Here is a 22,595-nt window from a genome sequence, read left to right as displayed (position 1 = left end):
CATCAGCGGCGTGCCGATGGCGGTGGGCTTGTTGAAAAAACAAAATGCGCAGCCGCTGTGAAGCAGGCTGCGCCGGGCGTTGTCGCTTTAGATGCGACGACGCTTTTGCGGACGGCAACCGTTGTGCGGAACCGGCGTCACGTCGGCGATCGAGTTGATGCGGATGCCGAGTGCGGCGAGTGCGCGCACCGACGATTCGCGACCCGGGCCCGGGCCCTTGATCTCGACGTCGAGGTTCTTGATGCCCTGTTCCACGGCGGCACGACCGGCGACTTCCGAAGCGACCTGTGCTGCGAAGGGCGTCGACTTGCGCGAACCCTTGAAGCCCTGGCCACCCGACGAAGCCCACGACAGGGCATTGCCCTGGCGATCGGTGATCGTGATGATGGTGTTGTTGAACGAGGCATGCACGTGGGCGATACCGTCCGCAACGTTCTTGCGAACCTTCTTGCGAACGCGCTGTGCGGCGTTATTGGCAGGAGCTTTAGCCATGCTGGTCTATCCTTATTTCTTCAGGGACTGCGCAGCCTTGCGCGGACCCTTGCGGGTGCGGGCATTGGTGCGCGTGCGCTGGCCGCGCATCGGCAGGCCACGACGGTGGCGGAAGCCGCGGTAGCAGCCGATGTCCATCAAACGCTTGATGTTCATCGTCGTTTCGCGACGCAGGTCACCTTCGATCGTGAAGAGCGCGATCTGGTCGCGGATCTTCTCGAGATCAGCGTCCGTCAGATCCTTGATCTTCTTCGAATAGTCGATGCCAGTCGCTTCGCAGATCTTGCGGGCGCGGGTGCGACCGATGCCGAAAATGGCGGTCAGGCCGATCTCAGCGTGCTTGTGCGGCGGAATGTTGATGCCAGCGATACGTGCCATGTGCGTCCTCTAATACTCTCGAATCAACCCTGGCGCTGCTTATGGCGCGGGTCGGTACAGATCACTCGCACCACACCCTTGCGGCGGATGACCTTGCAATTGCGACAAATGGTTTTGACCGAAGCCGAAACTCTCATTTCATTCTCCTAGAACTGTTCTCGTTAACCTGGACTACGACGTCTTGAAGTTGGCCTTCTTCAGCAGCGACTCGTACTGCTGGGACATCATGTAGTTCTGCACCTGGGCCATGAAGTCCATGGTCACCACAACGATGATCAAGAGCGAAGTGCCGCCGAAATAGAACGGCACGTTGTACTTGAGGATCAGGAACTCGGGCAGCAGGCAGACGAAGGTGATGTACACCGCGCCAGCCAACGTCAGGCGAACCAGGATCTTGTCGATGTAGCGCGCGGTCTGGTCACCCGGACGAATGCCCGGAATGAACGCACCGCTCTTCTTCAGGTTGTCGGCCGTTTCCTTGCTGTTGAACACAAGGGCCGTATAGAAGAAGCAGAAAAACACGATGGCCGCTGCATACAGAAGCACGTAGATCGGTTGACCCGGCGTCAATGCGCCCGCGATGTCCTTGATCCAGCGCATGCCGTCACCGGTGCTGAACCAGCCGACCACAGTCGCCGGCAGCAGGATGATCGACGAGGCGAAAATCGGGGGGATCACGCCGGCCATGTTGAGCTTCAGCGGCAGGTGCGACGACTGGCCACCATAGACCTTGTTGCCCACCTGGCGCCGCGCGTAGTTCACCAGAATCTTGCGTTGGCCGCGTTCCACGAACACCACGAAGTAGGTCACCAGCACCACGGTCGCCAGGATGAACAGTGCCACCAGCACGTTCATTGCGCCGGTGCGAACCAGTTCGAGCAGGCCACCGACCGCACTGGGCAAGCCCGCTGCGATACCGGCGAAGATCAGGATCGAGATGCCGTTGCCAAGACCACGCTCGGTGATCTGCTCACCCAACCACATCAGGAACATCGAACCGGCCGTGAGGCTGATCATGGCCGTGATGCGGAAGCCAAAGCCAGGCGTGACCACCAGACCGGCCGACGATTCGAGCGCCACTGCGATGCTGAACGACTGGAACAGCGCAAGGCCCAGTGCACCATAGCGCGTGTACTGCGTGATCTTGCGACGACCGGCCTCGCCTTCCTTCTTCAATTGCTCGAAGGAGGGCAGCACGTAGGTCATCAACTGCATGATGATCGACGCGGAGATGTACGGCATGATGCCCAGCGCGAACACGGTGAAGCGCGACAGCGCTCCGCCCGAGAACATGTTGAACAGGCTCAGAATGCCGCCCTGCTGGCCCTGGAACAGCTGCGCCAGCTGATCCGGGTTGATGCCCGGAACAGGAATGTGCGCGCCGATGCGATAGACCACGAGCGCGAGCAGCAAGAAGACCAGCCGGCGACGGAGGTCACCGAACTTGCCTGTCTTTGCGAGCGTTGCCGCGTTGGTTGCCACTACAGCCTTCTTTCCGGTGCCGGGTTCAGGCGACGCTGCCGCCAGCGGCTTCGATCGCGGCCTTGGCGCCGGCGGTCGCGCCGATGCCCGTCAGCTTGACGGCCTTGGTCAGTTCACCGGTCTTGATGACCTTGACGACCTTGGCAATCTGGCCGACGAGGCCAGCTTGCTTGAGTGCCAGCAGGTCGACTTCGGCCAGGCCGAGGGCTTCCAGCGCGGTCAACGTGACTTCGGCGTTGTACTTGAGCAGCTGCGACTTGAAGCCGCGCTTCGGCAGGCGACGTTGCAAAGGCATTTGACCGCCTTCGAAACCCACCTTGTGGAAACCACCCGCGCGCGACTTCTGGCCCTTGTGACCGCGACCTGCGGTCTTGCCGATGCCCGAGCCGATACCGCGGCCGACACGACGCTTGTAGTGCTTGGCGCCGTCCGCCGGCTTGATGCCATTGAGTTCCATATCAGTCTCTCTTACAGAACTTTGACCAGATAACTGATCTTGTTGATCATGCCGCGCACGGCGGGCGTGTCCTGCAGCTCGCTCACGCTGTTGAGCTTGCGCAGGCCCAGGCCGCGCACCGTGGCGCGATGTGCTTCCTTGGTGCCGATCGGGCTCTTGACCAGTTGCACCTTGAGCGTTTGTTGTTGCGTCGTCATTCCGATGCTCCAGTTCAGGCGAAGAGTTCTTCGACCGTCAGGCCGCGCTTGGCAGCGACAGCAGAGGCGGTGGTCGAATTCTTCAGGCCGTCCAGCGTGGCACGAACCATGTTGTAGGGGTTCGACGAACCATGGCTCTTGGCCACGATGTCGGTGATGCCCAGCACTTCGAACACGGCGCGCATCGGGCCGCCGGCGATGATGCCGGTACCCTTCGGGGCCGGGATCATGACGACCGAAGCGGCGCCGTGGTGGCCGGTCACGCGGTGGTGCAGCGTGCCGTTCTTGATCGAGATCTTGAACAGGTTGCGGCGGGCTTCTTCCATGGCCTTCTGCACGGCTGCCGGCACTTCTTTCGACTTGCCCTTGCCCATGCCGACCTTGCCGTCGCCGTCACCGACCACGGTGAGTGCTGCGAAACCGAGGATACGACCACCCTTCACCACCTTGGTGACGCGGTTGATCGCGATCATCTTCTCGCGCAGACCGTCTTCCGGTCCTTCGTTCTGCGTTCTTGCCTGAATCTTTGCCATTTTGAATTCCTGAGCGTTCGGTTAGAACTGCAGACCGGCTTCGCGGGCCGCATCGGCCAACGCCTTGACGCGGCCGTGGTACGCAAAACCTGCGCGGTCGAAAGCAACCTTGTCGACGCCGGCTGCCTTGGCCTTTTCGGCGATGCGCTTGCCGATCAGCGTGGCGGCGGCGGCATTGCCACCCTTGCCGGACGCACCGAGCGAGCTGCGCACTTCGGCTTCGGCCGTCGAGGCCGTGGCCAGCACCTTGGCGCCGTCGCCGGAGATGACGGTGGCGTAGATGTGCAGGTTGGTGCGGTTCACCGTGAGACGGGCCACGCCCTGGGTCGCGATGCGGATGCGGGTCTGGCGCGAGCGGCGCAGACGTTGTGCTTTTTTGGTCAACATCATTTTGCTGCCCCTTACTTCTTCTTGGTCTCTTTGATCACGATCTTTTCGTCCGAATAACGGATGCCCTTGCCCTTGTAAGGCTCAGGCGGACGAACAGCGCGAATCTCGGCGGCGATCTGGCCGACGCGTTGGCGGTCTGCACCCTTGATCACGACTTCGGTCGGGGTCGGGGTTGCCACCGTGATGCCTTGCGGCATGTCGATATTGACGGGGTGCGAATAGCCCACCGTGAGGTTGAGCTTGGCGCCTTGCGCCTGGGCCTTGTAGCCCACGCCGACGAGGTTGAGCTTCTTTTCGAAGCCCTTGGTCACGCCGACCACCATGTTGTTGACCAGCTGGCGCAGCGTGCCGCTCATCGCGTTGGCTTCACGCGATTCGTTGGCGGGCTCGAAGCTCAGCTTGCCGTCCTTGTTGACGACGTTGACCAGAACGTTGCGGGTCAGCGCGAGCGTGCCGCCCGTGCCCTTCACGTTGATCTGGTCGTCCTTGATCGACACATCCACACCTGCGGGGATGGCGACCGGCATTTTTCCGACTCGGGACATTTTCAGTGACTCCTCAATGTCTCGGTTAGGCGACGTAGCACAGCACTTCGCCACCGACACCGGTAGCGCGCGCCTTGCGGTCGGTCATCACGCCCTGCGGCGTGGTCACGATCGCAACGCCAAGGCCGTTCTGCACTTGCGGAATCGCGGTGCTGCCCTTGTAAACGCGCAGGCCAGGGCGGCTCACGCGTTCGATGCGTTCGATCACCGGGCGACCGGCGTAGTACTTCAGTGCGATTTCGAGTTCGGACTTGCCAGCTTCGGTCTTGACCTGGAAGCTGTCGATGTAGCCCTCGTCTTTCAGCACCTGTGCGATTGCGATCTTCACCTTGGAAGACGGAACCGACACGGTGGGCTTCGCCACCATCTGCGCGTTACGGATACGCGTCAGCAGGTCGGCAATGGGATCACTCATGCTCATGTTGTTTGCTCCTGCCTGGCTTACCAGCTGGCCTTGGTGACACCGGGGATGTCACCAGCGAAAGCCAGTTCACGGATCTTGGCGCGAGCCAGACCGAACTGACGGAAGGTGCCGCGCGGACGACCGGTGATGGCGCAACGGTTGCGCTGACGGGTCGGGTTCGCGTTGCGCGGGAGCTTTTGCAGGCCCAGGCGGGCAGCAGCACGCTCTTCGTCGCTCTTCTTCGCGTCGTTGGCGATCGCCTTGAATTCGGCGTGCTTCGCAGCGTACTTGGCGACCAGGTTGTCGCGCTTGAGTTCGCGCTGGATCAATGATGCTTTAGCCATGGTCGCCTCAGTTCTTGAACGGGAAACGGAAGCCGGCGAGAAGCGCTTTGGCTTCTTCGTCGTTCTTGGCCGTCGTCGTGATGCTGATGTTGAGACCGCGCAGGGCATCAACCTTGTCGTATTCGATCTCGGGGAAAATGATCTGCTCTTTCACGCCGATGTTGTAGTTGCCGCGGCCATCGAAGGCGCGACCGGAGATCCCGCGGAAGTCGCGAACGCGCGGCAGGGCCACGGTCACGAAACGGTCCAGGAACTCGTACATCTGCACGCCGCGCAGCGTGACCATGCAGCCGATTGGCTGTTGCTCACGGATCTTGAAGCCGGCGATGGCCTTCTTCGACTTGGTGACGACGGGCTTCTGGCCGGCGATCTTGGTCAGGTCGCCGACGGCGTTGTCGAGCACCTTCTTGTCGGCAACCGCTTCACCCACACCCATGTTGAGCGTGATCTTGGTGATGCGCGGAACCTGCATCGGCGACTTGTAGCCGAACTTTTCGGTCAGGTCTTTCGCGATTTTTTCGCGGTAGATTTGTTGGAGACGTGCCATGTGAGTACTCCTTAGGCCAGCTTGATTTCTTCGCCGCTGGACTTGAAGACGCGCACGCGCTTGCCGTCCGTGACCTTGATGCCCACGCGATCGGCCTTGCCGGTCGCGGCATTGAAGATCGCCACGTTCGATTGGTGAATCGGCATGGTCTTCTCGACGATGCCACCCGTCGTACCCTTGAGCGGGTTCGGCTTGGCGTGCTTCTTGACGATGTTGATGCCGTCGACGATCAGGTGGGCGTCGTCCTTGCGCAGCGAGACCGTGCCGCGCTTGCCCTTGTCACGACCGGCCAACACGATGACCTGGTCGCCTTTGCGAATCTTGTTCATGGCGTTGTTGTCCTCAGAGAACTTCAGGGGCCAGCGACACGATCTTCATGAACTTTTCGGTGCGCAGCTCGCGCGTCACCGGTCCGAAGATGCGGGTGCCGATCGGCTCCAGCTTGGCATTGAGCAGAACGGCGGCATTGCCGTCGAACTTGACGAGCGAACCATCGGCGCGACGGATGCCCTTGGCGGTGCGAACCACCACGGCGCTGTAGATCTCGCCCTTTTTGACGCGACCACGCGGCGCACATTCCTTGATGCTCACCTTGATGACGTCGCCCACGCTGGCATAACGCCGCTTGGAGCCACCGAGCACCTTGATGCACAGGACGGATTTCGCGCCTGTGTTGTCGGCCACTTCGAGCCGGGATTCAGTCTGGATCATTGTTCGTAGTTCCCAACTTGTACCGATGCAGTCCCGAAATGGGTCTGCCGCAGTCAGTCTTGGGCCCGTCGTCCGCACCCCAAACCACTTGGGGTACATCCGTCTGGGCGGAAAGCCTCGCCTTTTTGAAGCGAAGCCCGCGATTGTTGCACGTGATCCATAGCCTGTCAACTCGCCTCGTTCAACATGTTCGTTTCGGCCTAGACTCGCGGCGTGCCGACGCTCTCAGCCCCTCTGTTGCCGACACGCCGCCGCCTGCTGCTGACAGGCGCGGCGGCGCTGGCCGGCGCGTTGGGCGGCTGCAACAGTCCGTCGCGGCCAGCGTCCGGCGCCGGGCCATCGAGACTTCGCTTGCTGGGCGAAACGCGGTTGCCGCACCGCCTGGCTTACAGAGACAGCTTGATTGGCGGACTGTCCGGCATTGACTACGACGACGCAAGAGGTGAGTACCTGCTTCTGTCGGATGATCGGTCGGATCTGGCACCCGCCCGTTTCTACACGGCGCGCTGGGCATTGGGTGCCGCCCCGGAACTGAGCGAAGTCACATCGTTGCGCCAGGCCGATGGGAGCATCTGGGCGTCCAGGCGCCAGGCTCGCGAGGGCGTGCCGGTGCCGGATCCCGAAGCATTGCGGCTGCGGCCGGGCACGGGTTCGATCCTCTGGACATCCGAAGGCGACGAGGCGCGTGGCTTCGGCCCCGCGCTGTATGAAAGCCGGCGCGACGGCAGCCTGTTGCGCCAGTTCGAACTGCCTGCCATGTTCGAACCGTCGCGCGAGAGCCGGCGCGGCGCGCGCGACAACCTGGGTTTCGAAGGCCTGGCGCTGACACCCGACCACCGCCATTGCTGGCTTGCGATGGAAAACGCGCTGGTGCAGGACGGCGCCGTCCCGAGCGTTGACGCGGCGGGCGGGCCCTGCCGCTTCACGCGGGTCGACCTGTCCAGCGGCCGAGCGGCAGGCCAGATTGCCTACCAGCAGGATCGCATTCCGATGCGACCACTGCTGACGGGCACTTACGCCGACAACGGCGTGAGCGAGATCCTGATGCTCGACGCGCACCGCATGCTGGTGCTGGAGCGCGCCTACGCGACCGGAGTCGGCAACTCGCTGCGCCTCTACGAGATCGACACGCGCGGCGCGACCGACACGCTGGCGCTCGACGCCCTCACGCCCCGCAACCACCGTGCCGCCACCAAGACACTGGTGGCCGACTTCGCGACGCTCGGCCTCTCGCGCCTCGACAACACCGAGGGCATGTGCTGGGGCCCGCCCCTGCCCGATGGCCAGCGTGTGCTGGTGGTGGTGAGCGACGACAATTTCAATCCGCTGCAAGTCACCCAGTTCGCCGCCTTCGCATTCACCGACCGACCATGACCATCACTGCCACCTTCCTGCCGCGTCCCGACGGCGCCCCCCTGCCCCCGATTGGCTTCATCGGTGGCGGCAACATGGCCAGCGCGATCCTCGGCGGGCTGATCCGCCAAGGGACGCCCGCGGCGGCCTTCGAGGTGGTCGAACCCTTTGCCGAAGCCCGCGAGCGGTTGGCACACGATTTCGGCATCGCGGCGCAGCCCGAAGCCAGCGCGGCGCTGGCACGCTGTGAGGTATTGGTCTGGGCGGTCAAGCCGCAGACTTTTGCCGAAGCCGCCCAGCCCGTGCGCGCCCATGCCCGCGGTGCCCTGCACCTGAGCGTGGCGGCCGGCATTCCCTCGGACAGCATCGCCCGCTGGCTCGCCAGCGAGCGCATCGTGCGTGCCATGCCCAACACGCCTGCGCTGGTCGGCCAGGGCATGACCGGGATGTTCGCGCGGCCGGGCGTCAACGCGGCCGATCGCGCGCTGGTCGGGCAACTGCTCGCACCGACCGGCGAACTGCTCTGGGTCGATGTCGAATCCGCGCTCGACGCAGTGACGGCGATGTCCGGCTCGGGCCCGGCCTACGTCTTCTATTTCATCGAGGCGATGACCGAAGCCGGCGTCGAGATGGGCCTCACGCCCGACCAGGCCCAGCGGCTGGCCATCGGCACCTTCACCGGCGCCTCGGCGCTGGCGCACGGCGCGACCGAGCCGCCGTCGGTGCTGCGCGAGCGCGTGACCTCCAAGGGCGGCACCACCTACGCGGCCATCACCTCGCTCGAAGGCGCGGACGTCAAGACCCAGTTCAAAACCGCAATTCGCGCAGCGCAGAAGCGTGCCGCCGAACTGGGCGAGGAATTCGGGCGCGGCTGAACCCGTTCAGCCGGCGAGCGCGCGTGGCCCGAGAAAGAACAGCCACTCGGCGGCCAGCGTGACGGTGCCGTCCTCGAGTTCGAGCAGCACCTCTTCCTTCAGCAAAAAGCTGTCTTCCGCCTTGGGCGTCACGCCGAGGATGCGCACGCGCGCCCGGAAGCGCGCGTTGACGGGCATCGGCTTGACGAAGCGCAGGCGGTCGAAGCCGTAGTTCAGCGCGTGGTTCGTGTCGAAGGGCAGCAGCGTGCGCATGGCCTCGCCGGTCAACCGGATCAGGTGCGACACCTGAAAGAAGCCCGGCACGATCGTGCCGCCGTAGTTCGCCTCGCGCGCCGCGCGCTCCGGGTCGAGATGAATCCACTCGCCTTCACCATCACCCGAGAGCACCGCGTAGCGGTCGACCATCTCCTGCGTGATGCGATGCCATTCGGACAGGCCCTCCTGGCCGATCTTCTGCGTCAGGCGGTCGAGCATGTGCGTCCCTTCAACGAATGGCGTAGCCGGCCACGATGCCGGCGAACACCGTGAAGCCCAGCCAATGGTTGAGCCGGAAGGCCTTGAAGCAGCCGTCGCGGGTTCGCTCGCGGATCAACCGCCAGTGCCAGAACGCCTGCCCCGCCGCCACGGCGGTCCCCGCGAAGAAGGCAACACCCAGCGACCGGTTGGCACCGGCCCACGCCCAGACCGCCAGGAAGATCGCGTAGCTCAGCATCACCGCCGCCACATCGAAGCGGCCGAAGGTGATGGCCGAGGTCTTCATGCCGATCTTGAGGTCGTCGTCGCGGTCGACCATCGCGTATTCGGTGTCGTAGGCCAGCACCCAGAAGAGGTTGCCGGCCAGCAGCCAGGCCGCAAACACCGGCACGTTGGACTGCACCGCCGCAAAGGCCATCGGAATGCCGAAGCTGAAAGCAATGCCCAGCACCGCCTGCGGGATCGACACGAAGCGCTTGGCGAACGGGTAGATCAGCGTGATGGCCAGCGCCGCGAACGACCAGAGCACCGTCACGCGGTTGGTGGTGAGCACCAGCCCGAAGGCCAGCAACGCCAGCACCGCACCGAGCGCCAGCGCCTCCTTGACCGACATCGCACCGCTGGTCACGGGCCGCTGGGCGGTGCGCTTCACGTGGCGGTCGAAATCGCGGTCGGCCACGTCGTTGACGCAGCAGCCCGCGCTGCGCATCAGAAAGGTGCCGAGCGTGAACACCACGACCAGGTGCCAGCCCGGCCACCCATCGGCCGCGAACCAGAGCGCGCCCAGCGTGGGCCAGAGCAGCAGCAGCCAGCCCGCAGGGCGATTCCAGCGGATCAGGTCAAGGTAGAGGGCCCACCCCCGTTGCTTGCTCACTTCGTGTAGCCGCCTCCCCCCTCAAGGGGGCAACGCCAGCGGCCCGGCGAAGCCGGTTCCGCGGCGTTTCGCGCACGAGGCATACGCTTCAATCTTCCAGCAGCGAGCGCAGCATCCAGGCCGTCTGGTCGTGCACCGTGCAGCGCGCCGTCAGCATGTCGGCCGTTGGATCGTCGCCCGCCTCTTCGGCCACCGGAATGAACTCGCGCGCGATGCGCGAGACGGTTTCGTGGCCCTTGACCAGGATGCGCACCATCTCCATCGCCTTGGGCGGGTTCTGCGGGACGTCGGGCACGGTGGCGATCTTGCTGAACTCGGCGTACGAGCCCGGTGCGTAGTGGCCCAGCGCGCGGATGCGCTCGGCGATCACGTCGGTCGAGCCCCAGAGCTCGGTGTACTGGTTCATGAACATCGCATGCAGCGAGTTGAAGTGCGGGCCGGTCACGTTCCAGTGGAAGTTGTGCGTGGTGAGGTAGAGCGTGTAGGTGTCTGCCAGCACGCGGCTCAGGCCTTCCGCGATGGCCGCGCGATCCTGGCGGTCGATGCCGATGTTGATGATCGGCGCATTGCGGCTGCCCGACTCGTGCGCCACCACCGCGCCGCCCTTTGCAGGCACCTTGCCCGCACCTTTAGCAGGGGCGGCCGTGATCGGCGACTTGGATTTCTTCGGCGACTTGGGGCTTGCCTTGGCCATGGATGACGTCCTTTGAAGTAGATAGCTGAGCGGAGAAACTGTAGAAGCCGCGCGGCGGCTTCGCAACAGCCGCACTCTATCGCAGCGATGGCCGCCACCAATGCGCCAGCGCGTAGGCCGGCGGCGCAACCTGTGACTAGGACAGCCGCGTCACGCCCGGCAACTCGCAGGCGTAGATCGCGTTGCGCAGCGCGGCGATCGCCTCGTAGCGCGTAAAGCTGCGGCGCCATGCCAGCACCACGCGTCGGGTCGGCGGCTCGCGGCCCTGCGCATCGACGATCGGCAGGTAGCGCACGATCTGTTCGGGCTCCTTGCCACGGCCTTTGGGCCGGGGCACCAGCGCATCGGCAGGAACGGACAAGCGCGGCACCAGCGTCACCCCCATGCCGGCTGCGACCATGTGCTTGATGGTTTCGAGCGACGAGCCTTCGAAGCTCTTGCGGATGCCCTCGGCATTGCTCGAGAACCGCGCGAACTCGGGGCAGACCTCTAGCACGTGGTCGCGAAAGCAGTGGCCAGTGCCGAGCAACAGCATGGTCTCGTTCTTCAGTTCGTCCGATGTGACCGAATCGCGCGCGGCCAGTGGATGGCTCGCCGGCACCACGGCCATGAAAGGCTCGTCGTAGAGCTGTGCCATGGCAAGCCCCGTGTCCGGAAAGGGCTCGGCCATCACGGCACAGTCGATCTCGCCGGCCCGCAGCATCTCCAGCAGCTTGGCCGTGAAGTTCTCCTGCAGCACCAGCGGCATCTGCGGCGTGCGTGCGATGTTCTGGCGCACCAGGTCGGGCAACAGATAAGGGCCAATGGTGTAGATCACGCCGAGGTTCAACGGCCCCGCTAACGGATCCTTGCCGCGCTTGGCGATTTCCTTGATGGCAGCGGCCTGGTCGAGCACCGTCTGCGCCTGCTGCACGATCTGCTCGCCGAGCGGCGTGACGGTGACCTCGCCCGCACTGCGCTCGAACAGCTTGAGTTCGAGTTCTTCTTCCAGTTTCTTGATCGCCACCGACAGCGTGGGCTGCGAGACGTAGCATGCCTCGGCAGCCTTGCCGAAATGCCGTTCGCGGGCGACGGCAACGATGTATTTGAGTTCGGTCAGGGTCATAGCTTGCGTCAATTATGCGCAAGGTCTGCTCGGGGCGTGGCGCCGTGCCGGCGCAGGGGCGCTCAGGCCTTGAGGTATTCCGCCTTGCTGCCGAGCCAGCGATCGACGTGCTTTTGCGCCAGGTCGGAGTGAAGGCCGAGCATCTTGGGTGCGAGTTCGCGCGCCCAGTCGAGCAACAGCGCGTCTGCCTCCAGATCGGCAAAGCGCAGCAGTGGCGCGCCCGACTGCCTGGCGCCCAGGAACTCCCCGGGCCCACGGATTTCCAGGTCGCGCCGCGAAATCTCGAAGCCGTCGCCGGTTTCAACCATGGCCTTGAGCCGCGCACGCGCCGCCTCGCCGACGCGGCCGCCCTCGTTCGGCGCATACAGCAGCACGCAGGCCGACGCCGCCGCGCCGCGCCCCACGCGCCCCCTCAACTGGTGCAGTTGAGAAAGACCGAAGCGCTCGGCATGCTCGATCACCATTAGCGAGGCATTCGGCACATCGACACCGACCTCGATCACCGTGGTGCTGACCAGCACCTGCAGCGTGCCGGCCGTGAAGCCTGCCATCACCGCCTGCTTTTCGGCCGTGGGCATGCGCGAATGCAGCAGGCCGACGCTGACCTTGTCGCCGAGCGTCCCGGCGAGTTCGTCGCGCGTCTCGGTTGCGTTGCGCAGATCCACCGCCTCACTCTCTTCGATCAGCGGGCACACCCAGTAGACCTGCCGGCCCTGCGCGAGTTGGGCCTGGATGCGTCCGATCACTTCGTCGCGCCGATGCTCGGCCACGAGTTTGGTGACGATCGGCGTGCGGCCGGGCGGCAGTTCGTCGAGCGTCGACACATCGAGATCGGCGTAGTAGCTCATCGCCAGCGTGCGCGGGATCGGCGTGGCGCTCATCATCAGCAGGTGCGGCTCGAGTCCTTGCGTTGCTTTTCCGCGCAACGCCAGCCGCTGCGCCACGCCGAAGCGGTGCTGCTCATCGATGATCGCCAACGCGAGGTGCTTGAAGCGCACCTTTTCCGAAATCACCGCATGCGTGCCGATGACGAGTGCCGCCTCGCCGCTTTCGACGGCGGCGGCCATCGCGTCGCGTTCCTTCTTCTTCTGGCTGCCGGTGAGCCAGGCCACGCGCAGGCCGCGCTCGGCCAGCAATGGGTCGAGCCAGCCGACCAGCTTGGCAAAGTGCTGCGAAGCGAGGATCTCGGTCGGCGCCATCAGCGCGCACTGGTGGCCGGCGTCGATGCAGAGCGCGGCCGCCAGCGCGGCGACCACGGTTTTGCCGGAGCCGACGTCGCCCTGCAGCAGCCGGTGCATCGGGATCGGGCGCATGAGGTCTTTGCCGATCTCCTCACCCACGCGCGCCTGCGCACCGGTCAGCGCGAACGGCAGCACGGCCATCAGCTGTGAATGCAGCGTCTGCGATGTGCGCGCCGGGCTAAGCACCGGCGCGCGTTGCGCCGCCCGTTCGCGCCGCGCCTGCAACTGCGAGAGCTGCTGCGCCAGCAGTTCCTCGGCCTTGAGCCGCTGCCAGGCCGGATGGCTGCGGTCTTCTAGCGTGGCCATGGCGGCGTCGGGCGTCGGGTAGTGCAAGAACGACAGCGCATCGCGCAAGCCCCATACGCCCCGCGGCAGGTGCGGGCCTGGAATGGTTTCGTCCAGCACGGCCCGTGCGAGGCCCGCGCGCACCTCGCGCCGCAGCACCGGCTGCGCCAGCCCCGCGATGGTCGAATAGACCGGCGTGAGCGCCAGCGGCAGCGCGATGCCGGCGCTCTTGACGCTGGGCTGCATGATCTGTCGCCCCAGAAAGCCGCCCTTCATTTCGCCCCGCACGCGCACCCGCGCGCCGACTTCCAGCTGCTTTTGCTGCGAGGGATAGAAATTGAAGAAGCGCAGGATGCAGGTGTCGCTGCCATCGTCCAGCGTCACCAGCAGTTGGCGGCGCGGCCTGAACGTGACTTCGCTCGCCACCACCACGCCTTCGATCTGCGCCAGATCGCCGTCGCGCGTGTCGACCAGCCGCACGATGCGGGTTTCGTCTTCGTAGCGCATCGGCAGGTAGAGCGCAAAGTCGATGTCGCGCAGCAGCCCCAGCTTGCGCAGCGCGCGCTGGGTCGCGCTCAGGCCCGAACCAGGCGGCGACGCGCCGATGCGCACCGGCGTTTGGGACGCGGACGCAGCAGGAGAGATGTCGGCCATCGGACGATTCTGCCTTGGCATGGGACAATCGCCGCCTTCTCTTGGAACGGGTCTGTTCGGCCCTCAAGCATGTCTGCCTTCACTCTCTCCGATTTCGATTTCGCCCTGCCCGCCGACCTGGTGGCGCAGCACCCCGCCGCAGAACGCACCTCGTCGCGGCTGCTCGATGGCACCGGCCCGGTGCCGGTCGACCGCATCTTCAAGACCTTGCCCTCGCTGCTGCGCGCCGGCGATCTGCTGGTGTTCAACGACACGCGCGTGGTCAAGGCGCGCCTGTTCGGCGAAAAGCCGACCGGCGGCAAGCTCGAACTGCTGGTCGAGCGCGTGCTGACCGGGCCCGAGGTCGTGTGCCACATGAAGGTCAGCAAGAAGCCGCTGGTCGGCACCGTGCTGCGGATGGTCGGTGGCTTTCGCGCCACCCTGCTCGGTCGCTGGCCCGACGCGGATGGCGCGCTGTTTCTTTTCGCCTTCGAAAGCGACGCCGGCGAAGACCCCTATGCGCTGATGAGCCGCTACGGCCATGTGCCGCTGCCGCCCTACATCGAACACACCGACTCGGCCGAAGACGAGAGCCGCTACCAGACAGTGTTTGCCCGCGTGCCGGGCGCGGTGGCGGCGCCGACGGCGGCGCTGCATTTCGACGAGGGGCTGCTGGCAGCGCTCGACGCGCGCGGCGTGCAACGCGCCAACGTCACGCTGCACGTCGGCGCCGGCACCTTCCAGCCCGTGAAAACCGAGAACATCGCCGAGCACCAGATGCATGCGGAGCGCTACGAGGTGCCCGCCTCCACGCAGCAGGCGATCGCCGACTGCAAGGCGCGCGGCGGCCGAATCGTCGCCGTCGGCACCACCACGGTTCGCACGCTCGAATCGTGGGCGCAAAGCGGCGAGGCTTGCGGCGATACGCGCATCTTCATCACGCCGGGCTTCGCGTTCACGCACGTCGACCTGCTGGTGACCAACTTCCACCTGCCCAAGAGCACGCTGATGATGCTGGTGAGCGCCTTCGCCGGCTACGAGCGCGTGATGGCGCTCTATGCCCACGCGATCCGCGCGCGCTACCGCTTCTTCAGCTACGGCGACGCAATGCTGCTCGAGCGAACCCTTTGAACACCATGCTGCACTTCGAACTACTCACCACCGACCCCGACAGCCACGCGCGCCGCGGCACGCTCACGCTGAACCATGGCCCGGTGCAGACGCCGATCTTCATGCCGGTGGGCACCTACGGCACGGTCAAGGGCGTGATGCCGCGCAGCCTCGAGGAGATGGGCGCGCAGATCATTCTGGGCAACACCTTCCACCTGTGGATGCGGCCGGGCCTCGACGTGATGGCGAGCTTCGGCGGACTGCACGGCTTCGAGAAGTGGGGCAAGCCGATCCTCACCGACTCTGGCGGCTTCCAGGTCTGGTCGCTCGGGGCGATGCGCAAGATCAGCGAGGAAGGCGTCAAGTTCGCGTCCCCGGTGAACGGCGACAAGCTGTTCCTCACGCCCGAGGTCTCGATGCAGATCCAGACCATCCTCAACAGCGACATCGTCATGCAGTTCGACGAGTGCACGCCCTACGACACCCAGGGCCACATCACGACCGAAGACGAGGCGCGCACATCGATGGAGTTGAGCCTGCGCTGGGCGAAGCGCTGCCAGACCGAGTTCGCGCGGCTCGAGAACCCGAACGCGTTGTTCGGCATCGTGCAAGGCGGCATGTTCGAGAACCTGCGGGAAGAATCGCTTGCGCAGCTGGTCGAGATGGATTTTCCGGGCTATGCGATCGGCGGCGTCAGCGTCGGCGAGCCGAAGGCCGAAATGCTGCACATCATGGGCCACACGCCGCACCGGCTGCCGGCCCACAAGCCGCGTTACCTGATGGGCGTCGGCACGCCCGAAGACCTGGTGCAGGGCGTGGCCGACGGCATCGACATGTTCGACTGCGTGATGCCGACGCGCAACGCGCGCAACGGCACGATCTTCACGCGCTACGGCGACCTCAAGCTGCGCAATGCGCGGCACAAGAGCGACCCGCAGCCGCTCGATCCGAGCTGCACCTGCCATGCGTGTGCGGGTACCGCGGGTGTGTCATGGAACGATGGTGGCCGCGAGGGCTTCAGCCGCGCCTACATGCACCATCTGGATCGCTGCGGCGAGATGCTCGGGCCGATGCTCTGCACCATACACAACCTGCACTACTACCTGAACCTGATGGCCGAAGTTCGCGCGGCGCTCGAGGCCGGCGCGTTCGGCGCGTTCCGCGCGCGCTTCAAGGCCGAGCGCGCACGCGGGGTGTAGCAGCGGCTACTTCGTCGTGCCGATCGGCTTGACCGGCAACGGCGTGCTGTACGGCTCGATGCGCACCGCGTCGTTCTTGAAGATCGCAACCTGCCGCAGCGGCGCCTGCACCAGCTCGCCGCTGGGCTCCTTGTGCGAGGCGTACTGCCAGACCGTGAGCTGGCCCTTGTCGGCCAGCATCGCCGCGAGCCGGCCGACCTCGGGGCCGCTGCCCGCGCCGAGTTGCGCCGCATCGAGTCCGACCACGATCTCGTCCCGCGTGGAGACGAACTTGAACAGCTTGACGCCGGCCGGCGCCTGTGCCGACGCGGCCAGCGCCCAGGCACAGGCCGAGGTCAGAACCAGAGAAGAAACGGCGCGACGAAAGGTGGGCTGCATAGGGACGGTGTCCTGTGTTCTGGAAAACCGTCGAGCGTAGCCACACCGGGCCCGGCTGCGAACCTGCCGGAAGCCATACGCCTTGCGTTGCTCAGGCGATCAGGTCGGAAGGCACCTTGCCGCCGTTGGCCGCAAGCTTGGTCATGACCTGGCGGTGCAGCCAGATGTTCATCTTGGCGCTGTCGCTGGTGTCGACGCCGTAGCTCAGCTCTTGCGCCAGTTGCTTGCGCGAGTCGAGACTGCTGTCCAGGCCGAGCAGCTTCATCAGGTCGACGATCGAGGTGCGCCAGTTGAGGCTCTTCGCACCGGGCATGCCGTCGAGCAGCGCTTCCACGTCGACCAGGGTGATGGGCGAAGGCGGCGCCGCGGGGGCCGGTGCTGCACCCGGCGCCGGAGCGACCGTCGCGGCCTCGACCTCGGCGGCGTGGGCCGAGGGGAAGATCTTGGAAAGGATGCTGCCGAAAATGCTCATGTCATTGCTCCCGGGTGATGTGAAGTTTGGTTGCTGCGTGCGATGTGCAACGCAGGCCGAGGTTCTATCACGCGACTGCGCGCGCCAATGTGACGAGGCGTCGTGCGTCCGTGCGGAAGTGGTCGATCGGTCGGCTCTTACACACGCTTACAGCGCGCGCTTTTTCACGCGGCGGCCGCCCCCGTGCCGCACCCGTGACAGAACCGGGAGAACGCGCTCTTGCGTGTGTCGCAAGCACGGCAATGGTCGAACAGGCCAATGCCGCAGTGCGGGCAGAAATCGATGGTGGTGTTCTTCAGGTCGACCGGTCGCTCGCAGCCCGGGCAGACGCTCTTGGCCAGTCGTGCCAGTGCCGTGTCGTAGCTCAGCTCCTCGCGCCGCACCTGGTCGGGTTGTGCTTCGGCCAGTTTCTGGCGTGCAAGGTAGCGGTTGAGCGCGACGATGGCATAGCGCCCCACCAGCACCGTGACCACAATGCCCACGATGTAGCGCACATAGCCGCCGTAGCTCGGCAGGTAGGGCACCAGTTCCACGAAGAACGCGAACAGCGCAAAGAAGATGAAGCCCCAGACGAACGGCCAGTAGGTGCCCTTGCGCTTCTTCACGAACAACCAGCCGGCGATGGCGAGCAGCGGCAGCGTGAGCGCGAGCCGGTAGCCGAACACGCGCAGTTCGACACGGCGATAGTCCGCATCCATCCGGATCTGCGCGTCCCGCTCGAGCACGCCGAGCTTCTGTTGCTCGCGCTCCTGCGCCTGGTGTGCATCGAGCGCGATTTGCCGCTGCGCATCGACTTTCTGCTGCTCGGCGTCTACCCGGGCCTTGAGTGCATCGAGCGCCTTGGTGCGGGCGATCAGTTCCACATCCTGATCCGGCTGCTGCGTGGCGCGGCGCGTGGCGACCCAGTTGGCAAAGGTCTCGCGGGCGTTCTCGCTGGCCTGCGACGCGGTCTGCAGCTTCAGCTCGGCCTGCGCCAGGTCGCGCTGCGCCTGCCGGCCAGCGCGACCCGCCTCCTTGACGGCCGCGCGCAACGGGTCGGCGGCCGGCTTGTCGATGAAGTCGTCCAGCGTGCGCTGATGCTCGACCTGCGGCAGGTCGCCCACCACGGTGCCGCCGAGCCCGATCAGGAAGCTTGCAAACACCAGCGCCACGACCCACAGGCCCCGGCGGAACCACTTCTCCGACAAACGCAACGACTTGCTCATGAAATCTTCTTTCTCGTTTTCTCTCGGGTGGATTCGGCTCAGATTTTCAAACGCACCGGCGCGGCGCCCAGGCCGGCCCGCGGCAACCATGCAAACACCGAGTCCACGGTCACCGTCTCGATGCGGTCGGAGAAGCGCTTCTCGTTCGGGTGGTCATCGAAAGCCACGTTGGCCGCGCTGATCCGGCCGCCCAGCCGCGTCAGCGCTCCCAGCCTCAGCGTGCCCGGTTCGTAGCCCTTGAACTGCAGCCAGGCCTGCGCCTGGCCGCGGTTGCGGATCGTGTCCGGCTCCATCGCGCCGGCCAGCGTCTCGATCGCCCACTGGTTCGACTGCTGGTACTTCTGGCCCCAGGCATAGCTCACCAGGTTGTAAGGCGCGCTGTGAAGCCGCACAACGGCGGCGGGCGGCGCCTGCAGCGCCGTCAACAGATGTGCCTGCACAACCGGCGTCGGCACCACCCACGCCGCTTCATAGCGCCAAAGGTCGTCGAGGAAAAACTCGCCAAGACCCTGGCGGTAGACCGCCGCGACAGCGCTGCCGCACTGGTTGAGCTTGTGCACCACGCGCCACGCACCGGCGTCGGTCTTGTAGGCCAGGCCGAGGTGCGAGTACTGCAAGCCGTATTTCTCTAGGTTCTGTCCGGCACGCGCCAGCACCACCACGCGCGCACCGCTGGCATCGAGCGCGGCCGAGGTGCGCTCCGCCAGTTGCATGCCCTTCATGATGAGCGCTGGCGTGGGTTTGATTGCTTCGCAGGAACGGCCGGCATGGGCCTCGATCGGGAACAGGAACACTCCCGCAAGCACCACCGCAGCCACCACCAGCGCGGCCCGGGCCACGGTTCGTAACACGCGCTGCCAGCGCGGCACTTGCAGGGCATCTTCCTTGTCGTACGGGCCGAAGTTGGTCGTTGCGGCGTCGGCCCGGGCCGCCCGCAGTGCGTTCAACACCTCCTCGGGCGGCAGCGAGCTCAGCGACGAATGGCGGAAGTTCATCCCAGCCTCTCGTTGTGCAACAGGGCGCGGCCCAAAGCGTTGGGCAGGAAGGCCAGCACTTCGCCGGCGACCGACAGCAGCACACCGCTGCCGATCACGCTGACCAGCACCGTGGTGCCCACCGCCTGCGAGGCGCCCTGCGCGACACGCCCCGAAACCTTGACGCTGGCGCGCGCGCCGTCCGAGGCACGCTCGAGCAGGTAGACGGCACCATCGGCCGAAGCCTCGACCGCCACCACGGTGAGCACCGCACCGCCGACCGACAGCGCTGCCGGCAACGCGACCACGGCACTGGCCGCGCTGCCCGCCACGGAAGCGGCGCCGACCACCGACGCCACCGGCAGCATCGAGAGTGCGGCCGAGGCCTCGCTCTGGGCCTGGGCCTGCAGCGGCGCGGTCACGCCGGCCACCGCGGCGCAGGCTGCGATCAGGAGGGTTGCGAACGACTTTTTCATGGGGATTCCGGAACGGGTTTGCATGGTGGGCCTCGCGGCGTGTTGAAGGTGTGCGAATGATGTGGCGCACCCGCTCCAAAAGCCTCTCAATACTGCACCAGTGGCGACTCGATGCTCTCGAGGTATCGCATTTCGATACCAACCTATCCCAACGCTACCCGGGTCGCCGGAGCAGATCTTCGCGCGTATAGGCCCGCTCCACACCGGCCAGACGTATCGCCACCAATTCCAGCGCGCTCTGGGTCGGCGCCGGGGTGCCGGGTTTGAGCAAGGTCAGCGGCACCAGCAGGCTCAGCCCAACCAGCAGCCCCGGGATGCGCGAGTGCGGGCGCCCGCGCTGCAACACCAGAAAGCTGGCGCTGACCGCCACGCCGAGCAGGTAGCCGGCCGCCACTTCCGACCCCGAATGCGCAAACAACGCCAACCGTGACGCGCCGATGGCTGCGGCCAGGGCCCAACCGGTGAGCACGGCTGCGACGCGTACGCGATGGCTCTGGCGGCTGGCAATCAGCCACAGCGCGACCGGCCAGACGCTCGCGGAGATCGCAGTGTGGCCGCTGAAGCCGGTGAAATTGAAGCGCGCGCTGCCGATGCCCCAGCCCATGAAGGCCAGCTTGGAGATCAGGATCGCCGTGCTGCCGCAGCCGAACACGAGCACCCACAGCGCCGCCGTCGGCCAGGTACGCCGCGCCAGCGCGAGCCACACCGTGATGGATACCGCCGCCGGCAGCAGCAGGCCGCTGTCGCCGAGCCAGGTCAAGGCGTGCCAGAACGACTCCGGCACCGACGCGATGACTTGCCACAGAGCGTGGCGCAGAGACGCCATCAGCTCACGAGCAGCGCATGCACGCGTTGTCGCAACGCGTCGGGTTGCACTTCGGCCGGCGGAACCTCACCCCCCACGTGCAGGCCGACGCTGCTGAAGAAACCGCGGCGAAACGGCCTGGCCATCGCGATGTTCTTGTCGCCGCGCCTTTCGATGCGGCTGAAGTACGAGCCCCAGAGGTTGCTCAGCGCCATGGGAATCACCGGCGCCTCGATACCCTGGCTGCGCGCACTGTCGACGATCTTCATGACACCGCCCTTGAACGGCTGCAATTCGCCGTCGCGCGTCAGGGCGCCCTCGGGAAAGATCGCGAGCAGATCGCCTTCGCGCAGCACCTGCACGGCCTGCGCAAAGGCGGCTTCATAGGCGGCGGGGTCTTCTTTCTGCGGCGCGATCGGAATCGCCTTGGCCAGCTTGAACAGCCAGCCCAGCACCGGCACCCGGAAGATCTGATGGTCCATGATGAAACGGATCGGCCGCGGGCTCGCCGCCATCAGCAGCACCGCGTCGACGAAGCTCACGTGGTTGGAGATCAGGATGGCCGCCCCCTCTGCCGGAATGTGCTGTTCGCCACGCACCTTGAAGCGATAAACGAAGTGCGACAGCACCCACGAAACGAAGCGCAGCAGGTATTCCGGCACCAGCATGAAGATGTAGAACGCCACCACCGCGTTGGCGATCCCGGTGAACAGGAAGATCTGCGGAATGGTGAAGCCGGCGCCGAGCAGCGCACCGGCGATGACCGAACTGCCGATCATGAAGAGGGCATTGAGGATGTTGTTGGCGGCGATGATCCGCGCGCGGTGCGTGGGCTGGCTGCGCAGCTGGATGAGCGCATACATCGGCACGCTGTAGAGCCCGGCGAACAGCGACAGCAGCCCGAGATCGGCCATCACGCGCCAGTGCGCCGGCTGCCGCACGAAAGCACCGAGCCCCATCTCGGCCGCTGGCGGCAATGCGCGCGAGGCAAAGTAGAGATCGATGGCAAACACGCTCATGCCGATTGCGCCCAGCGGCACCAGGCCGATCTCGACCTGGCGGCGCGACAGCGTTTCGCAGAGCAGCGAACCGATGCCGATGCCGACCGAGAACACCACCAGCAACAGCGAAGCCACCTGTTCGTTGCCGTGCAGCACCTCCTTGGCGAAGCTCGGGAACTGGCTCAGGAACACCGCGCCGAAGAACCACATCCACGAGATGCCGAGCAGCGAACGGAACACCACGATGTTGCCGTGCGCCAGCTTCAGGTTGCGCCACGTCTCGCTGAAAGGGTTCCAGTTGATGACCAGGCCCGGATCGGTGGCCGGTGCGGGCGGGATGGCCTGCGCGACGCCGCGGCCGACCAGTGCAAGCAGCACGCATGCCACCGCCACCGTGGTGTGTCCGATGCCCGGCATCGCAACCAGCAGCCCGCCCGCCACCTGCCCCAGCAGGATCGCGACGAAGGTGCCCATCTCGACCATGCCGTTGCCGCCGGTGAGCTCGCGCGCATCGAGCACCTGCGGCAGGTAGGCGAACTTGACCGGCCCGAACAGAGTGGAATGCAGCCCCATGAGAAACACGCAGCCCAGCAATACCGCCGCATCGGCACGGACGAAGCCCCAGGCCGCGAGCAGCATGATCGCGATCTCGAGGTTCTTGACGAAGCGGATCATCTTCGTCTTGTCGAACTTGTCGGTGAGCTGGCCGGCCGTCGCCGAGAACAACAGGAAGGGCAGGATGAACAGCGCGCCGATCGCCAGCCCCGCCATTGCCGGCGGCATCCAGCTCAACTGGAGCTGGTAGGTCACCATCACAGTGAAGGCGAACTTGAACAGGTTGTCGTTAGCCGCGCCGGCGAACTGTGTCCAGAAGAACGGCGCGAAACGCCGCTGGCCGAGCAACGCAAACTGGTTGGCATGCGCTTCGGTGGCGGGGGCAGCGGCAGTCGTTGTTGTCATGA

Annotated in this window: 30 protein-coding genes; 4 read left to right on the top strand and 26 right to left on the bottom strand. The window is 65.5% G+C overall.

Going from position 1 to position 22,595, the window contains the following annotated elements:
* Nucleotides 1-87: 87 nt before the first annotated feature.
* From rpsK to rplN, 14 genes are read right to left on the bottom strand one after another with little or no spacing between them, the layout of a single operon-like run.
* Nucleotides 88-492 (bottom strand): 30S ribosomal protein S11, encoded by a 405-nt coding sequence (gene rpsK, locus ACSFA8_RS00485; RefSeq protein WP_009124825.1) that lies wholly within the window; start codon nucleotides 490-492, stop codon nucleotides 88-90.
* Between the two features lie 12 nt (nucleotides 493-504).
* The gene (gene rpsM / locus ACSFA8_RS00480) at nucleotides 505-870 is read right to left on the bottom strand and encodes a 30S ribosomal protein S13 (protein WP_286541252.1); all 366 of its coding nucleotides are present in this window, start codon (nucleotides 868-870) and stop codon (nucleotides 505-507) included.
* Nucleotides 871-893: 23 nt separating this feature from the next.
* Nucleotides 894-1,007, bottom strand: a complete 114-nt coding sequence (rpmJ, locus tag ACSFA8_RS00475) for a 50S ribosomal protein L36 (RefSeq protein WP_013544106.1) — start codon at nucleotides 1,005-1,007, stop codon at nucleotides 894-896.
* 34 nt (nucleotides 1,008-1,041) lie between these two features.
* Nucleotides 1,042-2,352 carry a preprotein translocase subunit SecY gene (gene secY, locus ACSFA8_RS00470; RefSeq protein ID WP_435477569.1) on the bottom strand — a complete coding sequence of 437 codons (1,311 nt, stop codon included), beginning with the start codon at nucleotides 2,350-2,352 and terminating at the stop codon, nucleotides 1,042-1,044.
* 25 nt (nucleotides 2,353-2,377) lie between these two features.
* Entirely contained in the window at nucleotides 2,378-2,809 is a 432-nt protein-coding gene (gene rplO, locus ACSFA8_RS00465) for a 50S ribosomal protein L15 (RefSeq protein WP_286541249.1), read from the bottom strand.
* An 11-nt stretch (nucleotides 2,810-2,820) separates the two neighbouring features.
* On the bottom strand, nucleotides 2,821-3,006 hold the full coding sequence (rpmD, locus tag ACSFA8_RS00460) for a 50S ribosomal protein L30 (RefSeq protein ID WP_286541247.1): 186 nt from the start codon (nucleotides 3,004-3,006) through the stop codon (nucleotides 2,821-2,823).
* Nucleotides 3,007-3,020: 14 nt separating this feature from the next.
* Nucleotides 3,021-3,539, bottom strand: coding sequence for a 30S ribosomal protein S5 (rpsE, locus tag ACSFA8_RS00455; protein ID WP_140840889.1), 519 nt, complete (start codon nucleotides 3,537-3,539; stop codon nucleotides 3,021-3,023).
* Between the two features lie 21 nt (nucleotides 3,540-3,560).
* Nucleotides 3,561-3,926 (bottom strand): 50S ribosomal protein L18, encoded by a 366-nt coding sequence (rplR, locus tag ACSFA8_RS00450; protein WP_286541500.1) that lies wholly within the window; start codon nucleotides 3,924-3,926, stop codon nucleotides 3,561-3,563.
* A 14-nt stretch (nucleotides 3,927-3,940) separates the two neighbouring features.
* A complete protein-coding gene (gene rplF, locus ACSFA8_RS00445) occupies nucleotides 3,941-4,474 on the bottom strand; it encodes a 50S ribosomal protein L6 (RefSeq protein WP_286541245.1) in 534 nt (177 codons plus the stop codon).
* Between the two features lie 25 nt (nucleotides 4,475-4,499).
* The gene (gene rpsH, locus ACSFA8_RS00440; RefSeq protein WP_286541244.1) at nucleotides 4,500-4,895 is read right to left on the bottom strand and encodes a 30S ribosomal protein S8; all 396 of its coding nucleotides are present in this window, start codon (nucleotides 4,893-4,895) and stop codon (nucleotides 4,500-4,502) included.
* A 20-nt stretch (nucleotides 4,896-4,915) separates the two neighbouring features.
* Nucleotides 4,916-5,221: a 30S ribosomal protein S14 gene (rpsN, locus tag ACSFA8_RS00435; protein WP_435477568.1), complete on the bottom strand. Its 306-nt coding sequence runs from the start codon at nucleotides 5,219-5,221 to the stop codon at nucleotides 4,916-4,918.
* A 7-nt stretch (nucleotides 5,222-5,228) separates the two neighbouring features.
* Nucleotides 5,229-5,768 carry a 50S ribosomal protein L5 gene (gene rplE / locus ACSFA8_RS00430; protein ID WP_286541241.1) on the bottom strand — a complete coding sequence of 180 codons (540 nt, stop codon included), beginning with the start codon at nucleotides 5,766-5,768 and terminating at the stop codon, nucleotides 5,229-5,231.
* Between the two features lie 11 nt (nucleotides 5,769-5,779).
* Nucleotides 5,780-6,097, bottom strand: a complete 318-nt coding sequence (gene rplX / locus ACSFA8_RS00425) for a 50S ribosomal protein L24 (RefSeq protein ID WP_286541240.1) — start codon at nucleotides 6,095-6,097, stop codon at nucleotides 5,780-5,782.
* A gap of 13 nt (nucleotides 6,098-6,110) precedes the next feature.
* Nucleotides 6,111-6,479 (bottom strand): 50S ribosomal protein L14, encoded by a 369-nt coding sequence (gene rplN, locus ACSFA8_RS00420; protein ID WP_068630284.1) that lies wholly within the window; start codon nucleotides 6,477-6,479, stop codon nucleotides 6,111-6,113.
* A gap of 213 nt (nucleotides 6,480-6,692) precedes the next feature.
* Here rplN and ACSFA8_RS00415 point away from each other — a divergent pair, with 213 nt between their 5' ends.
* Nucleotides 6,693-7,853: an esterase-like activity of phytase family protein gene (locus ACSFA8_RS00415; RefSeq protein WP_435477567.1), complete on the top strand. Its 1,161-nt coding sequence runs from the start codon at nucleotides 6,693-6,695 to the stop codon at nucleotides 7,851-7,853.
* Nucleotides 7,850-8,707, top strand: coding sequence for a pyrroline-5-carboxylate reductase (gene proC / locus ACSFA8_RS00410; protein ID WP_435477566.1), 858 nt, complete (start codon nucleotides 7,850-7,852; stop codon nucleotides 8,705-8,707). The genes ACSFA8_RS00415 and proC overlap by 4 nt, the downstream gene beginning before the upstream one ends.
* A gap of 6 nt (nucleotides 8,708-8,713) precedes the next feature.
* On the opposite strand, the gene ACSFA8_RS00405 is transcribed toward proC, so the two are convergent.
* From ACSFA8_RS00405 to recG, 5 genes are all read right to left on the bottom strand, one after another.
* Complete coding sequence (locus tag ACSFA8_RS00405) at nucleotides 8,714-9,181, bottom strand: MaoC/PaaZ C-terminal domain-containing protein (protein ID WP_435477565.1); 468 nt, start codon at nucleotides 9,179-9,181, stop codon at nucleotides 8,714-8,716.
* A 10-nt stretch (nucleotides 9,182-9,191) separates the two neighbouring features.
* A complete protein-coding gene (ubiA, locus tag ACSFA8_RS00400) occupies nucleotides 9,192-10,055 on the bottom strand; it encodes a 4-hydroxybenzoate octaprenyltransferase (RefSeq protein ID WP_435477564.1) in 864 nt (287 codons plus the stop codon).
* A gap of 88 nt (nucleotides 10,056-10,143) precedes the next feature.
* The gene (locus tag ACSFA8_RS00395; protein WP_435477563.1) at nucleotides 10,144-10,749 is read right to left on the bottom strand and encodes a Dps family protein; all 606 of its coding nucleotides are present in this window, start codon (nucleotides 10,747-10,749) and stop codon (nucleotides 10,144-10,146) included.
* Between the two features lie 136 nt (nucleotides 10,750-10,885).
* Nucleotides 10,886-11,854 (bottom strand): hydrogen peroxide-inducible genes activator, encoded by a 969-nt coding sequence (locus ACSFA8_RS00390; RefSeq protein WP_435477562.1) that lies wholly within the window; start codon nucleotides 11,852-11,854, stop codon nucleotides 10,886-10,888.
* A gap of 62 nt (nucleotides 11,855-11,916) precedes the next feature.
* Entirely contained in the window at nucleotides 11,917-14,034 is a 2,118-nt protein-coding gene (gene recG / locus ACSFA8_RS00385) for an ATP-dependent DNA helicase RecG (protein ID WP_435477561.1), read from the bottom strand.
* A gap of 69 nt (nucleotides 14,035-14,103) precedes the next feature.
* On the opposite strand from recG, the gene queA reads away from it, so the two are divergent.
* Both queA and tgt read left to right on the top strand, forming a co-directional pair.
* Complete coding sequence (gene queA / locus ACSFA8_RS00380; RefSeq protein ID WP_435477560.1) at nucleotides 14,104-15,144, top strand: tRNA preQ1(34) S-adenosylmethionine ribosyltransferase-isomerase QueA; 1,041 nt, start codon at nucleotides 14,104-14,106, stop codon at nucleotides 15,142-15,144.
* Between the two features lie 5 nt (nucleotides 15,145-15,149).
* The gene (tgt, locus tag ACSFA8_RS00375) at nucleotides 15,150-16,322 is read left to right on the top strand and encodes a tRNA guanosine(34) transglycosylase Tgt (protein ID WP_435477559.1); all 1,173 of its coding nucleotides are present in this window, start codon (nucleotides 15,150-15,152) and stop codon (nucleotides 16,320-16,322) included.
* Nucleotides 16,323-16,328: 6 nt separating this feature from the next.
* On the opposite strand, the gene ACSFA8_RS00370 is transcribed toward tgt, so the two are convergent.
* The 7 genes from ACSFA8_RS00370 to ACSFA8_RS00340 form a co-directional block, all read right to left on the bottom strand.
* A complete protein-coding gene (locus ACSFA8_RS00370) occupies nucleotides 16,329-16,700 on the bottom strand; it encodes a hypothetical protein (RefSeq protein ID WP_435477558.1) in 372 nt (123 codons plus the stop codon).
* A 91-nt stretch (nucleotides 16,701-16,791) separates the two neighbouring features.
* Nucleotides 16,792-17,172 carry a DUF3597 domain-containing protein gene (locus tag ACSFA8_RS00365; protein WP_435477557.1) on the bottom strand — a complete coding sequence of 127 codons (381 nt, stop codon included), beginning with the start codon at nucleotides 17,170-17,172 and terminating at the stop codon, nucleotides 16,792-16,794.
* Between the two features lie 164 nt (nucleotides 17,173-17,336).
* Nucleotides 17,337-18,377 carry a serine endopeptidase gene (locus tag ACSFA8_RS00360; protein WP_435477556.1) on the bottom strand — a complete coding sequence of 347 codons (1,041 nt, stop codon included), beginning with the start codon at nucleotides 18,375-18,377 and terminating at the stop codon, nucleotides 17,337-17,339.
* Nucleotides 18,378-18,415: 38 nt separating this feature from the next.
* Nucleotides 18,416-19,372 (bottom strand): DUF2145 domain-containing protein, encoded by a 957-nt coding sequence (locus tag ACSFA8_RS00355; RefSeq protein WP_435477555.1) that lies wholly within the window; start codon nucleotides 19,370-19,372, stop codon nucleotides 18,416-18,418.
* Nucleotides 19,369-19,827, bottom strand: coding sequence for a hypothetical protein (locus ACSFA8_RS00350; protein WP_435477554.1), 459 nt, complete (start codon nucleotides 19,825-19,827; stop codon nucleotides 19,369-19,371). The genes ACSFA8_RS00355 and ACSFA8_RS00350 overlap by 4 nt, the downstream gene beginning before the upstream one ends.
* 154 nt (nucleotides 19,828-19,981) lie before the next feature.
* Nucleotides 19,982-20,653 carry a phosphatase PAP2 family protein gene (locus tag ACSFA8_RS00345; RefSeq protein WP_435477553.1) on the bottom strand — a complete coding sequence of 224 codons (672 nt, stop codon included), beginning with the start codon at nucleotides 20,651-20,653 and terminating at the stop codon, nucleotides 19,982-19,984.
* Nucleotides 20,653-22,593, bottom strand: coding sequence for an MFS transporter (locus ACSFA8_RS00340; RefSeq protein WP_435477552.1), 1,941 nt, complete (start codon nucleotides 22,591-22,593; stop codon nucleotides 20,653-20,655). The genes ACSFA8_RS00345 and ACSFA8_RS00340 overlap by 1 nt, the downstream gene beginning before the upstream one ends.
* Nucleotides 22,594-22,595: the final 2 nt, after the last annotated feature.

Source organism: Variovorax nitratireducens, assembly GCF_051216545.1.
Taxonomy (GTDB): domain Bacteria; phylum Pseudomonadota; class Gammaproteobacteria; order Burkholderiales; family Burkholderiaceae_C; genus Variovorax.
This window is presented reverse-complemented; position numbering and strand designations above follow the sequence as displayed.

What these genes read in the sequence shown, in the direction of transcription:
- ACSFA8_RS00365 (WP_435477557.1), bottom strand. Translation starts at nt 17,172, where the DNA reads ATGAGCATTTTCGGCAGCATCCTTTCCAAGATCTTCCCCTCGGCCCAC.
- rplE (WP_286541241.1), bottom strand. Translation starts at nt 5,768, where the DNA reads ATGGCACGTCTCCAACAAATCTACCGCGAAAAAATCGCGAAAGACCTG.
- rplN (WP_068630284.1), bottom strand. Translation starts at nt 6,479, where the DNA reads ATGATCCAGACTGAATCCCGGCTCGAAGTGGCCGACAACACAGGCGCG.
- rplR (WP_286541500.1), bottom strand. Translation starts at nt 3,926, where the DNA reads ATGTTGACCAAAAAAGCACAACGTCTGCGCCGCTCGCGCCAGACCCGC.
- ACSFA8_RS00390 (WP_435477562.1), bottom strand. Translation starts at nt 11,854, where the DNA reads ATGACCCTGACCGAACTCAAATACATCGTTGCCGTCGCCCGCGAACGG.
- ACSFA8_RS00405 (WP_435477565.1), bottom strand. Translation starts at nt 9,181, where the DNA reads ATGCTCGACCGCCTGACGCAGAAGATCGGCCAGGAGGGCCTGTCCGAA.
- queA (WP_435477560.1), top strand. Translation starts at nt 14,104, where the DNA reads ATGTCTGCCTTCACTCTCTCCGATTTCGATTTCGCCCTGCCCGCCGAC.
- rpmJ (WP_013544106.1), bottom strand. Translation starts at nt 1,007, where the DNA reads ATGAGAGTTTCGGCTTCGGTCAAAACCATTTGTCGCAATTGCAAGGTC.
- ACSFA8_RS00395 (WP_435477563.1), bottom strand. Translation starts at nt 10,749, where the DNA reads ATGGCCAAGGCAAGCCCCAAGTCGCCGAAGAAATCCAAGTCGCCGATC.
- rpsN (WP_435477568.1), bottom strand. Translation starts at nt 5,221, where the DNA reads ATGGCTAAAGCATCATTGATCCAGCGCGAACTCAAGCGCGACAACCTG.
- rplF (WP_286541245.1), bottom strand. Translation starts at nt 4,474, where the DNA reads ATGTCCCGAGTCGGAAAAATGCCGGTCGCCATCCCCGCAGGTGTGGAT.
- ACSFA8_RS00355 (WP_435477555.1), bottom strand. Translation starts at nt 19,372, where the DNA reads ATGAACTTCCGCCATTCGTCGCTGAGCTCGCTGCCGCCCGAGGAGGTG.
- ACSFA8_RS00370 (WP_435477558.1), bottom strand. Translation starts at nt 16,700, where the DNA reads ATGCAGCCCACCTTTCGTCGCGCCGTTTCTTCTCTGGTTCTGACCTCG.
- recG (WP_435477561.1), bottom strand. Translation starts at nt 14,034, where the DNA reads ATGGCCGACATCTCTCCTGCTGCGTCCGCGTCCCAAACGCCGGTGCGC.
- proC (WP_435477566.1), top strand. Translation starts at nt 7,850, where the DNA reads ATGACCATCACTGCCACCTTCCTGCCGCGTCCCGACGGCGCCCCCCTG.
- ACSFA8_RS00345 (WP_435477553.1), bottom strand. Translation starts at nt 20,653, where the DNA reads ATGGCGTCTCTGCGCCACGCTCTGTGGCAAGTCATCGCGTCGGTGCCG.
- rpsK (WP_009124825.1), bottom strand. Translation starts at nt 492, where the DNA reads ATGGCTAAAGCTCCTGCCAATAACGCCGCACAGCGCGTTCGCAAGAAG.
- rpsM (WP_286541252.1), bottom strand. Translation starts at nt 870, where the DNA reads ATGGCACGTATCGCTGGCATCAACATTCCGCCGCACAAGCACGCTGAG.
- rpmD (WP_286541247.1), bottom strand. Translation starts at nt 3,006, where the DNA reads ATGACGACGCAACAACAAACGCTCAAGGTGCAACTGGTCAAGAGCCCG.
- rplO (WP_286541249.1), bottom strand. Translation starts at nt 2,809, where the DNA reads ATGGAACTCAATGGCATCAAGCCGGCGGACGGCGCCAAGCACTACAAG.
- rpsH (WP_286541244.1), bottom strand. Translation starts at nt 4,895, where the DNA reads ATGAGCATGAGTGATCCCATTGCCGACCTGCTGACGCGTATCCGTAAC.
- rplX (WP_286541240.1), bottom strand. Translation starts at nt 6,097, where the DNA reads ATGAACAAGATTCGCAAAGGCGACCAGGTCATCGTGTTGGCCGGTCGT.
- tgt (WP_435477559.1), top strand. Translation starts at nt 15,150, where the DNA reads ATGCTGCACTTCGAACTACTCACCACCGACCCCGACAGCCACGCGCGC.
- rpsE (WP_140840889.1), bottom strand. Translation starts at nt 3,539, where the DNA reads ATGGCAAAGATTCAGGCAAGAACGCAGAACGAAGGACCGGAAGACGGT.
- ACSFA8_RS00360 (WP_435477556.1), bottom strand. Translation starts at nt 18,377, where the DNA reads ATGAGCAAGTCGTTGCGTTTGTCGGAGAAGTGGTTCCGCCGGGGCCTG.
- ACSFA8_RS00350 (WP_435477554.1), bottom strand. Translation starts at nt 19,827, where the DNA reads ATGAAAAAGTCGTTCGCAACCCTCCTGATCGCAGCCTGCGCCGCGGTG.
- ACSFA8_RS00340 (WP_435477552.1), bottom strand. Translation starts at nt 22,593, where the DNA reads ATGACAACAACGACTGCCGCTGCCCCCGCCACCGAAGCGCATGCCAAC.